At 38.2% G+C, this 11,934-nt stretch carries 8 protein-coding genes; 7 read left to right on the top strand and 1 reads right to left on the bottom strand.

Annotated features, from left to right (window positions below; genetic code table 11):
• Nucleotides 1–5: 5 nt before the first annotated feature.
• The gene (locus tag CHB68_RS10310; protein ID WP_089260803.1) at nucleotides 6–3,128 is read right to left on the bottom strand and encodes a SusC/RagA family TonB-linked outer membrane protein; all 3,123 of its coding nucleotides are present in this window, start codon (nucleotides 3,126–3,128) and stop codon (nucleotides 6–8) included.
• Nucleotides 3,129–3,459: 331 nt separating this feature from the next.
• Here CHB68_RS10310 and CHB68_RS10305 point away from each other — a divergent pair, with 331 nt between their 5' ends.
• The 7 genes from CHB68_RS10305 to CHB68_RS10275 all read left to right on the top strand — a co-directional run bounded on the left by CHB68_RS10305 (nucleotide 3,460) and on the right by CHB68_RS10275 (nucleotide 11,924).
• Nucleotides 3,460–4,479 carry a LacI family DNA-binding transcriptional regulator gene (locus CHB68_RS10305; protein ID WP_089260802.1) on the top strand — a complete coding sequence of 340 codons (1,020 nt, stop codon included), beginning with the start codon at nucleotides 3,460–3,462 and terminating at the stop codon, nucleotides 4,477–4,479.
• 13 nt (nucleotides 4,480–4,492) lie between these two features.
• Nucleotides 4,493–5,161 carry a beta-phosphoglucomutase gene (gene pgmB / locus CHB68_RS10300; RefSeq protein WP_089260801.1) on the top strand — a complete coding sequence of 223 codons (669 nt, stop codon included), beginning with the start codon at nucleotides 4,493–4,495 and terminating at the stop codon, nucleotides 5,159–5,161.
• Between the two features lie 55 nt (nucleotides 5,162–5,216).
• Nucleotides 5,217–7,520: a glycoside hydrolase family 65 protein gene (locus CHB68_RS10295; protein ID WP_089260800.1), complete on the top strand. Its 2,304-nt coding sequence runs from the start codon at nucleotides 5,217–5,219 to the stop codon at nucleotides 7,518–7,520.
• Between the two features lie 56 nt (nucleotides 7,521–7,576).
• Complete coding sequence (locus tag CHB68_RS10290; protein ID WP_089260799.1) at nucleotides 7,577–9,349, top strand: alpha-amylase family glycosyl hydrolase; 1,773 nt, start codon at nucleotides 7,577–7,579, stop codon at nucleotides 9,347–9,349.
• Between the two features lie 63 nt (nucleotides 9,350–9,412).
• Nucleotides 9,413–10,102: a glycerophosphodiester phosphodiesterase gene (locus tag CHB68_RS10285; protein ID WP_245838909.1), complete on the top strand. Its 690-nt coding sequence runs from the start codon at nucleotides 9,413–9,415 to the stop codon at nucleotides 10,100–10,102.
• Nucleotides 10,102–11,376, top strand: a complete 1,275-nt coding sequence (locus CHB68_RS10280; protein ID WP_089260797.1) for a BaiN/RdsA family NAD(P)/FAD-dependent oxidoreductase — start codon at nucleotides 10,102–10,104, stop codon at nucleotides 11,374–11,376. The genes CHB68_RS10285 and CHB68_RS10280 overlap by 1 nt, the downstream gene beginning before the upstream one ends.
• Nucleotides 11,377–11,378: 2 nt before the next feature.
• Nucleotides 11,379–11,924 carry a DUF1697 domain-containing protein gene (locus tag CHB68_RS10275; protein WP_089260796.1) on the top strand — a complete coding sequence of 182 codons (546 nt, stop codon included), beginning with the start codon at nucleotides 11,379–11,381 and terminating at the stop codon, nucleotides 11,922–11,924.
• Nucleotides 11,925–11,934 lie beyond the last annotated feature (10 nt).

Here is an 11,934-nt window from a genome sequence, read left to right as displayed (position 1 = left end):
TTTAATTAAAATGATGCGTTAATACCAAAAGTGATCGTTCTAGGTCTTGGGTATGAACCGTAATCTATACCTCTTGATGGTACACCAGAACCTAAATCACCAGTATTGGCAGTAACCTCTGGATCTAAACCACTGTAATCAGTTATTAAGAATAGGTTTTGACCAGTAATTGAAAGTCGTAAAGAGTTTAAGGCGCCTTCTCCAGATAATGGAACATTGTATCCAATGCTAGCGTTTTGGAAACGTACGAAATCTCCTTTTTCCAAGAATCTTGTAGATGCATCTGCAGAAGCTCCAGGATTTTCACCGCTAGTCAATACATTTTGTGTAACGTTTCTAGAGTTAGAAAGTGCACCGGCAGTAAAGTAAGCGTTCTCCGTGTTGTTATAAACAGAAAAACCAAACTGTCCTTGGAAGAATACGGACGCATCAAAATTCTTTACTTTTAAATTTAAGCTTAGACCTGTTGTAATATCCGGTAAAGCATCTTCACCTACAAAAGTTTTGTCTTGGAACGGATCACCTTCACCATTACCATCAACATCTTGATAAGTTGGTGAACCGCCACTATCAAAACCTGTAAATATTGGTAGGTAGTAAGAATATAAGGATTGGCCAGAAGCAAATCGTTGTGCAAAGGCACCACTTAAACCGGGACCGTTAACTTCACCAGTATCTATTAAACCGGCAAAATTCTGTACTTCGTTGTTGTTGTATGCAATATTGAAATCAGCGGAGAATGTAGCATCATCAGATTGAATAAAATCATAAGCCAAAGCAAGTTCAACACCTTGGTTGATAATGCTGGCATCTACATTTTGGAATTGGAACGGGTCAACTGCAGGAGCTGCAGGAGGTGTTTGTAACAATACATCTGTCGTTTCTGTTCTATAGACATCAAGACTACCGCTAAAGCGATCGTTGTTAAAACCAAAATCGATACCTGCATTTAAGTTGAAAGAAGATTCCCATTTAAGGTCAGGTCTATCAGTAGCAACAATTTCAGTACCGTTGTTGTTAATTTCAAGGTTTTGCTGTATAACTAAATCAGAAAAACGCTGTCTTGCCACAAAGTTACCATAACCTAAACCATCTTGGTTACCAGTAATACCCGCACTTAAACGTAATTTAAGGGTAGATACATTTTCTCCTACGAAATCTTCTTCGTTCATTTTCCATGCAAATGCACCTGAAGGGAAGTATCCGTATTGGTTTTCAGGTCCAAATCTTGAAGAACCATCCGCTCTCATTGTACCTGTAAATAAATATTTGTTATTTAAGGTATAGTTAACCCTGGCAAAGAATGACTGTAACTCGTCAGTATTGTCAAAAGCATTTGTAAATACTGAAGTTACGGCACTGTTTAGGCTTCTGCCCAATGCTTCCTGAGGAGCAACAGTTGGAAGAAGTCTGTTCACCAATACACCACCTGTATTGGGTGCATAGTAAGCTTGTTGATATGAGCCTGTTACTGCATTCTGTAAATCTGATACAGCACTTCTTAGGTCAGCACCCATTTGGTTTAGGTCGCCAGTAGTATATCCTCTACCACCTCCATTAAAACCAAACGTTCTGAAATCTTGGTATCCAAAACCTACTAAGGCCTCAAGGTTAGAATTTTCAAACTCCTTGTTATAGTTGACCGTAGCTTCTATCGTTTTGTTGTTTCTTTCCAAAACACCATAGTTTCCACGACCTACCCCAGATACACCGTTAATATTATTGATATCCCTAGAGATTACAGAAGTATTAGATGCTTCTGCAATATCAAGACCCGCATTTAATTTTGCGGAAATTTCTGAGGTAAAGTTATACTGAACAGAACCATTCAATAAATATCTGTTTGTATTTGTAATGTTTTGGGTTTCGTCCAAAGCATTTTGTGGGTTAACGTTAAGTCCGCCTGCATTAAAACTAGAACTGGCTGGCCATGTTGGATTGGCGGCGTAAGCACCACCTAATACATCACCGGCTGCACCTGCCTGTGCACTAATAGGCGCTTGGGAATCGTTTATTCTAGCGATGGATGTCTGAAGTCCAAGTACCAATTTATCATCCAAAAATCTATGGTTCAAATTAATTCTACCTGTAATTCTTTCAAGATCGGAATTTTCAACGATACCAAATTGCTTTCCATAGCCAAAAGTAGCTCTAACATTTCCGTTTCCATAATTTTTGGAATAGGATAAGTTTTGGTTTTGAGAAGCAGTAGAACGTAATACTACTTGTTGCCAATCTGTATTGGACCCAAAATTTACGGCGCTGGCATCTCCACCAACAGAAGTAACCCCAGAAAGGAACTCAGAGGCATCCAATAAATCAAAAGTATTCGCTGCTGTAGCTATACTCAAAGAACTTGAGAAGTCAAAAACACCTTGGCTGCTACCTTTACCACTTTTTGTTGTAATGATAACAACACCGTTTGCACCACGAGAACCGTAGATAGCGGTTGCGGAAGCATCTTTTAATATACTAATGCTTTCAATATCGTTAGGGTTGATAAAGTTCAACGGGTTTTTAACGGCACTTTGACCAAAACCGGTTTCACCTTGTGGAGAAGTGTCTCCACCACCTAATGGAACACCGTCAACAACAAACAATGGGTTGTTATTGGCACGAACCGAGTTAGAACCTCTAATGTTGATTTGAATACCTGCTCCTGGTTCACCACTGGTTTCCTGAATATTGACACCTGCAGTCTTACCTTGGATCAATTGTTCTGGAGAAGAAATGTTACCTCCGTTAAAGTCCTCTGCAGTAACCGCGGTTACCGAGCCTGTTGCATCTTTAACCGTCGTTGTACCATAACCAATGATAACAACTTCTTCAAGAGCTTCGGCATCTTCTTCAAGAGAAAAGTTTATAGTGCTTCTACCATTTACGGCAACTTCCTGTGTTTTGTATCCGATATAACTAACAATAAGTACTGCTCCATCTTCAACAGTTAAGGTATAGTTACCATCAAAATCGGTCTGTGTACCGTTTGTAGTGCCTTTTTCAAGAACACTAGCTCCGGGTAAAGGTCCACTGGCGTCCGATACGGTACCAGATACTTCTTGAGCTTGCGTTAAACTAAAGCACAAAAATGTACTTAGTACCAACAAGCTTTTAACTAATGTAATCTTCATAAATTGTTAATTTAAGTTGAGTTAATATAATTTCAAGTGTTAAAAATATGTAAAATGTAGACTTCGGTATATATGTAGGCTAAGATAAAATACTACGAAAACGGTTTCGTGTTGATAACTTTAAATAATTATGAGGTTAATGGTTCAAACCCCTTTAATTTATACAATTGATAATTTAGATAAATGGTATTTGAGAATATAGGATAATAATTTATGATATAAAAATACTTATTTTATTGAAAATGCCAATTTTTGACCAAAAATGCCCTTTTAATTTTTAGAAAGGCTTTAAGTTCTTATCTTAAAAATTATTTAATTTAAAATACCTGTTTTGAAGCCAAAAATTACACTTAAGGATATTGCCAAGGAACTTGATGTTTCTATTTCTACCGTGTCCAAGGCATTGAAAAATAGTCCTGAAATCAGTAAGGATACCAAGGATAAAATCAAGGCATTCGCCAAATTTTATAATTATCGGCCCAATAATATTGCCCTTAGCCTAAAAAATAAAAGAACCAAGAATATAGGTGTCGTCATACCGGATATTGTTCACCATTTTTTTACAACGGTATTTAGGGGTATTGAAAAATATGCCAATCAAAAAGGATATAATGTCATAGTATGTATATCCGACGAGTCGTTTGATAAGGAGGTAATCAATATGGAAATGCTTGCCAACGGCAGTATAGATGGGTTTATTCTCTCGTTAAGTGCGGAGACCCAGCTTAAAAATGATTTCACTCATTTGCGGGAGCTTATAGATCAAGGTATACCTGTGGTGCTTTTTGATCGGGTAACATCAGAGATCGATTGTGATAAAGTTATATTGAACGACAAGGAAATTGCATTTGAGGCAACACAACACTTTATTAATAGTGGTGCTAGTAAAATAGCCCTGGTAACCACCGAGAACTATTTTAATGTAAGTGAATATAGAAGGGACGGATATTTATCGGCTTTGTCCAAGAACAATATTGAGGTTGACGATAATTTGATACTGACCCTACCTTACAATATGAAGAACGACAGCTTGATCAGGGATTTTTTCAAAACGCGTAAAATAGATGCTGTTTTGTGCGTAAACGAAATTTTTGCCGTGCAATGTATGAATATTATCAAGGAGCTGGGATTTGAGGTTCCGGATGATATTTCAATAATAGGTTTCACAAACGGCATGCTGTCCAGATATTCCCATCCTAGCCTGAGCACCGTGGCCCAACATGGGGACATCATGGGAGAAAGGGCGGCCCAAATGCTGATAAGTAGAATGGAATCTACGGAAGAAGAGGGGCCGTTTAAGACCGAAATCATAAATGCTACATTAATTAAACGCGGATCCACCATCAATTGATACTTTTGCAGTTATGAAAAAAGTAGGATTTATTTTTGATTTGGACGGAGTTATCGTAGACACCGCCAAGTATCATTATTTGGCTTGGAAGAAATTGGCCAATGAACTGGGATTTGAATTTACGGTTGAGCAAAATGAACTTTTTAAGGGAGTAAGTAGAAAAAGATGTTTGGAAATATTGCTGGATATTGGTCAAATCAAAGCAACCCAAGAACAGTTTGATACTTGGATGGTTGAAAAGAACCTTGATTATCTAGCTTATATTGAAAACATGGACTCCAGTGAAATTCTACCGGATGTACCGCGCGTATTAGATTATTTAAAGGATAAGAACATTCCAATTGCATTGGGCTCTGCAAGTAAAAATGCCAGGCCCATATTAAAGAAGGTAGGCCTTTTGTCGTATTTTGACAGTATTGTGGACGGGAACCAGGTAACGAAGGCCAAGCCTGATCCAGAAGTATTTTTAATTGCGGCGCGTAGTTTACAGGTTGATCCATTAGGCTGTGTAGTTTTTGAGGATGCGGTTGCGGGTATTGAAGCGGCAAATCGTGCCAATATGACCAGTATAGGTATAGGAGAGGAAAATGTGCTCAGCGAAGCACACTATAATTTTAAGGATTTCACGGAGATGGGTACGGATTTCATTGCATCTCTGGTGCAAAAAAATCTTGCAAAGTAGATAGGGATATCTGTATAAAGTTCACTTAATTTTACGGACTAATCAATTTAAATGTATGAATCAGAATTATATAAAGGCAGATAAATGGTGCATTGTTGAAGAGGGTTTTGATAAGGAAAATGTCAAATCTTCAGAAAGCATTTTCAGTATAGGAAATGGGGCAATGGGTCAAAGGGCCAATTTTGAGGAAAGCTATTCCGGTGCTACATTCCAAGGTAGTTATATCGCCGGGGTGTATTATCCTGATAAAACACGTGTAGGCTGGTGGAAAAACGGATATCCGGAATATTTTGCAAAAGTGCTCAATGCACCAAATTGGATAGGAATCAGGGTCTACATTAATGAACAGGAGCTAGATCTGTCTACCTGTAAAAAGATTTCGGCTTTTAGAAGGGAGCTGAACATGAAAGAGGGTTGTTATACCAGAAGCTTTGAAGCGGTTACTTCAAATAATATTGAGATTGAAGTAACGGTAAGGCGCTTCTTAAGTTTGGATATAGATGAAGTAGGTGCAATTTCATATTCAATAAAGGTTCTAAAGGCCAATGCGGAAGTTGTTTTTGAACCTTATTTGGATAGTGGTATAACCAATGAGGATAGTAACTGGGACGATAAATTTTGGAATACCACCAACACTTCCATTATAGGTGACAGGGCCTTTATAGAGGCGCATACCATGAAAACTAATTTTCAGACCTGTACATTTATGCAGGCTACTTTGCAATATGACGGTAAGCAGATCACCGGAGAGGTCGCTAAGCGCAACGAAACCTATGCCTCCTTGGAGTTTAAGCAAAAGGTACTTGCGGGCACAACCATTACAATAACAAAATTTGGCGGGTATACCGTCTCCAGAAATCATAAGGCAAACGAGCTTGTGACCGCTGCCAATACAGTTCTTGATAAAGCCACCTCTTTGGGATTTGAAGGTTTGTTGGAGCTACAGAAAAAAGCATGGGCATCTATTTGGGAAATGAGCGATATCGTCATAGAAGGAGATGTTAAGGCGCAGCAGGGTATTCGTTTCAATATTTTTCAACTTAACCAAACCTATTTAGGAACAGATTCTAGATTGAATATTGGTCCAAAAGGGTTTACGGGAGAAAAATATGGAGGTAGTACTTACTGGGATACAGAAGCATATTGCATTCCGTTTTACATGGCTACAAAAGATGATAAGGTAGCCAAAAAACTGTTGAAATATAGATATAACCATTTAGAGAAGGCAATAGAGAATGCTACAAAATTAGGGTTTAGCAATGGTGCGGCTCTTTATCCTATGGTGACCATGAATGGTGAAGAATGCCATAATGAGTGGGAAATAACCTTTGAGGAAATCCATAGAAATGGGGCAATAGCCTTTGCTATATACAATTATTACAGGTATACCGGTGATTATAGCTACATTCCGGAAATGGGTCTGGAGGTCTTGATAGGTATAGCAAGGTTCTGGCATCAGCGGGTCAATTTTTCCGAGGATAAAAATAAGTATGTCATGCTGGGTGTTACCGGCCCTAATGAATACGAGAATAATGTGAACAACAATTGGTATACAAATTACTTGGCCAAATGGTGTATTGATTATACGTTGGAACAATTGGATAAAGTAAAGAATGGATATCCGGATGATTACCATCGTATTATTGGAAAGACCAAACTCACGGATAGGGAATGCGAATCTTGGAAAAAGGTAGCTGACAACATGTACTTTCCATACGATAAAAAATATGGAGTGTTCTTACAGCAAGATGGTTTTTTGGACAAACATCTGGTAAAAGTGAACGATTTGCCTAAAACCGATAGGCCCATAAACCAGAAATGGAGCTGGGACAGAATTTTAAGGTCGCCCTATATTAAACAGGCAGATGTCCTACAGGGATTTTATTTTTTTGAAGAAGATTTCTCCTTGGAACAATTACAAAAGCATTTTGATTTTTATGAGCCGTTTACCGTACATGAATCTTCCTTGTCTCCTTGCGTGCATAGTATACAAGCTGCAAAGTTGGGTAGAATGGAACAGGCTTATAATTTTTACTTGAGAACTTCTAGGTTAGATTTGGACGATTATAATAAGGAAGTCGAGGAAGGGTTACATATAACATCAATGGCAGGTACCTGGATGAGCATTGTTGAAGGTTTTGGCGGTATGCGGATAATCAATGATAAATTATCCTTTCAGCCACAAATACCGGAACAATGGAATGCATATTCCTTTAAGGTGAACTTTAGAAACAGGATTATTAAGGTTCATGTTAGTGCCAAGGCCGTAACCTTTCAATTGTCAGGTTCTAAGGAAGTTTCAATAAGGGTCAATGGTGAAAAGGTGGTGCTTTATCCAGATGAGATTATTACTGTTTAAAAACGGTAGGTCTATACTTTATAATTAGAAAGGACAAGAAATATGATATTGTGTCAATGAATAGGAAAATCGTTATTTACCATGTTTTTACAAGACTTTTTGGAAACACTGAAACCGCTAATAAGCCTTGGGGTACCATTGAGGAAAATGGCGTTGGTAAATTTGCGGATTTTACCAAAAAGGCATTGAAAGAGATTAAAAATTTGGGTGTAACACATATTTGGTATACTGGGGTTCCACATCACGCAGTAATTAATGATTATACCGAATTTGGTATTTCTAATGATGATCCCAATGTGGTAAAGGGGAGAGCTGGTTCACCATATGCAGTAAAGGATTATTATAATGTTAACCCAGATTTGGCAATTGACCCATCCAATAGGTTAAAAGAGTTCAAGTCTTTGATTGAGCGTACCCATAATGCGGGCATGAAGGTGATTATTGATATTGTGCCCAATCATGTTGCAAGAAGGTATGAAGGTATAACGAACCCAAATGGTGTAACCGATTTTGGTTTTGGTGACGATACATCTGTTCAATACCAAAAGGATAACAATTTCTATTATATACCGGGTTCAACCTTTCAACATCCCGTATGGAGAGATGGGTATAGGCCTTTGGGCGGCGATACCCTAAACATACCTAATGCCACTTTGGTTGAGGTACCCGCAAAATGGACAGGTAACGGATCAAGAAGTCCACAACCGGACATGAACGATTGGTATGAAACTGTACGTATAAATTACGGGGTAAGTCCAGATGGAGCTTTGGATTTTGATATGTTGCCCAATGATTATGGGGAAAAGGATTATAAAGAGCATTTTAATTACTGGAAAAAGAAAACCGTACCCAGTTCATGGAGAAAATTTAGGGATATAGCACTGTACTGGTTACAAATGGGTGTAGATGGTTTTAGGTATGATATGGCAGAAATGGTACCTGTTGAATTTTGGAGTTTTATGAATTCATCCATAAAAATGAAAAATCCAGATGCATTTTTAATGGCAGAAGTCTATAATCCGGATTTGTACAGGACATACATCCATAAGGGTAAAATGGATTATTTGTATGACAAGGTGGACTTTTATGATGGCTTAAAGCATATTATGAAAGGTTACGGGTGGTCCGATCACCTGCCGGTGGTTCAAAACGGCCTTCAGGATATAGAACACCATATGCTTCATTTTTTGGAAAATCACGATGAACAACGAATAGCAAGTCCGGAATTCGTAGGCAATGCCGAAATTGGGAAACCTGCAATGGTCGTATCTGCAACAATAGGGACATCGCCAACAATGATCTATTTTGGACAGGAAGTTGGGGAACCTGCGGCCGAACATGCTGGTTTTGGTAGTCCGTCACGAACATCTATTTTTGATTATATTGGTGTTCCGCACCATCAAAGGTGGGTAAACGATAAAAAATTTGACGGTGGACAGCTCAATAAAAATGAAGCGGATTTGCGCGATTTTTATAAGAGGTTGTTAAACTTCACCATACAGAGTGATGCCTTAATGGGGCATTACCGTGAAATTCATTTTTATAATAAGGAACTTACTGAAAATTATAACCATAGAGTTCTTTCCTATGTGCGCTGGTCTTCCAATCAAAAACTTATTGTGGTCGTTAATTTTGATGTTCACGAACATTTTACCTTTGATTTAAAACTTCCCGTAGATGTTGTAAATCAGTGGCAGTTGACGGGAGAATCCTATGATTTGATAGATACCTTATATGGAAGTAAGCATCAATTGGAGATTAGAAGCGGCGAGGGTCATATAGCTGTCAATTTAAATCCGTTGGAATCCTTTATTTTTGAATTAAAATAAGACGTTATGTTAAATAAGATTTTAATCTTTTTGTTGATTTGCACATCATTAATATCCTGTAATATGAAAGAACCGCTGGTCATAGGGCATAGAGGAGCCATGGGGCATGAAACTGAAAACACACTGCCATCCATACAAAAAGCATTGGATCTTGGGGTAGATATGATAGAAATAGACGTCTTTAAGATAAAAAGTGGAGAAATTGTAGTTTTTCATGATGATACGGTAGATAGATTGACCAATGGCCCTGGTAATATTGAGGAATATAACATTATACAGCTTCATCAATTGATCGTGGATGGTGGGCATAAGATTCCTACACTGCAAGATGTATTAAAACTTATAGATAACAAAGTTGCGTTGAACATAGAATTAAAAGGGGCCGGCACGGCGGATAAGGTTAACTTCATTACTAATTTTTATATTGAACAACGAAACTGGTCACCGGATAATTTTTTGATTTCAAGTTTTAATTGGGATGAATTAAGGGAAATGAGAAAACACAATCCAACAATAGACATTGCTGTTCTTACAGAGGATAATCCAGAGGATGCCATAGAGGTTGCAAAAGAATTGAATGCAGTGGCCATAAATCCCTTTTTTGAAAAACTAGATCAAGAAATGGCCAATAAAATTCATGATGCGGGACTAAAGATCTATACCTGGACCGTAAACGAACCTGAAGATATTACTGCTATGAAAAAAATTGGTGTTGATGGTATTATCACCAATTTTCCTGAACGGGTTCGCTAATGTACGATGTACTGATCGTAGGGGGAGGCGCGGCCGGTTTTTACACGGCCATTCATATTGCAGAGGCCTTGCCAGCAGCGAAAATAGCAATTTTGGAACGAGGCAAGGAAGTGTTGACCAAAGTGCGGATATCCGGTGGGGGCAGGTGTAATGTAACCCATGCGGAGTTTAACCCTAGCGAGCTAAGTAAGAATTATCCCAGAGGGGAAAAAGAATTGTTAGGTCCGTTTCATCAATATGCCAGTGGTGATACCGTAGGTTTTTTTGAATCACGAGGGGTGGCCTTAAAGATTGAGGATGATGGTAGAATGTTTCCGCAGTCAGATAGTTCCCAAACCATAATAAATTGTTTTCTTTCCGAAGCTGAACGCTTGGGGATTGAAGTCAAGACACTATGCTCGGTTACTGGGCTGGTACAAGAAGAAAGTGATGAAGGTGCATATTGGAATGTATTGGTAACTAGCGGAAATTTGAAAGCCAAGCAGCTGGTATTGGCTACGGGTAGCAACCCTAAAATTTGGAAGCTGATCAAAGATTTAGGGCATACCATAATACCACCGGTGCCGTCCCTGTTTACTTTCAATATAAAGGATGAACGGATTGCCAATATACCAGGTGTTTCTACCTATGCTGAGGTAGAGGTTTTGCCCAAAAGAAAACAGGGGAAAATTGTAGCCAAGAATAAATTGAATACGTTACTTTCTACGGATGGTCCTTTGCTGATTACCCATTGGGGGATGAGTGGCCCCGCTATTTTAAAATTGTCCGCATGGGGAGCCAGGGTTCTTGAGCAATATGGATATCAATTCAAGATACAGGTAAATTGGGTTCCGGAATATCATCAAAATGGACTTTTGGAATTGTTTATGCAAGTAAAACAAGTAGAGAAGAAAACTGTTTTAAGGACCAAAGTATTGGAGATACCCAAACGGTTATGGGTGAATTTAGTGAGAGCTGCGCATATTGCAGATGAGATTACTTGGCCAGAAGTTTCTAAACAACAATTGATGGCCCTTGCCGAGCAATTGACAAAAGGGGTATACCAGGTTAATGGTAAAAGTACTTTCAAGGAAGAATTTGTGACCGCAGGTGGTTTGGATTTAAAAGAGGTCAATTTTAAAAATTTTCAAAGTAAGCTATTACCTAATTTATTTTTTGCTGGAGAAATCATTAATGTGGATGCCATTACGGGTGGATTTAATTTTCAAAATGCTTGGACCGGGGGTTATCTGGCCGCAAAAGGGGTAGTGGACAATATGGGACATAAAAAATAGGAATGAATACTTATTTAGCTTTTTTAAGGGGCATTAATGTAAGTGGCACAAAGAAAGTGGCTATGCAATCATTAAGGGAGTTATGTTCAGGTTTGGAATTCCAGGATGTAAGGACATATATTCAAAGCGGTAATATGGTCTTTAAATGTCAAGAAACCAATATTAATTTTTTAAATATTCAGTTAGCAAAGGCCATTGCCGACAAATTTGGTTTTGATGTGCCTGTTTTAGTAAAAACGGTAAACGAAGTAACGGAAATACTACAGCAAAATCCATATGTAGATGAAAAGGAGATTTTGGGGAATAGGGTATATTTTGTTTTGCCATTTCAAAAACCCGCTATTGAGAGGGTAAATGAGCTCAAATTAGAATCTTTTCAAAATGAAACATTTCAAGTAGAGGAAAACTGTATCTATCTTAAGTGTAACCAAGGTTATGGAAAGGCAAAATTGAACAACAATTTAATTGAGAAACGGTTGAACATTACGGCGACCACAAGAAATTATAGGACTATGCATAAATTATTGGCAATGGCCAAAGAACAATAGGTAGTGGGTG

The organism is Maribacter sedimenticola (assembly GCF_900188415.1).
Classification (GTDB): domain Bacteria; phylum Bacteroidota; class Bacteroidia; order Flavobacteriales; family Flavobacteriaceae; genus Maribacter; species Maribacter sedimenticola.
The sequence above is the reverse complement of the archived record's forward strand: the minus strand, read 5'-3'. Positions and strand labels throughout refer to the sequence as shown.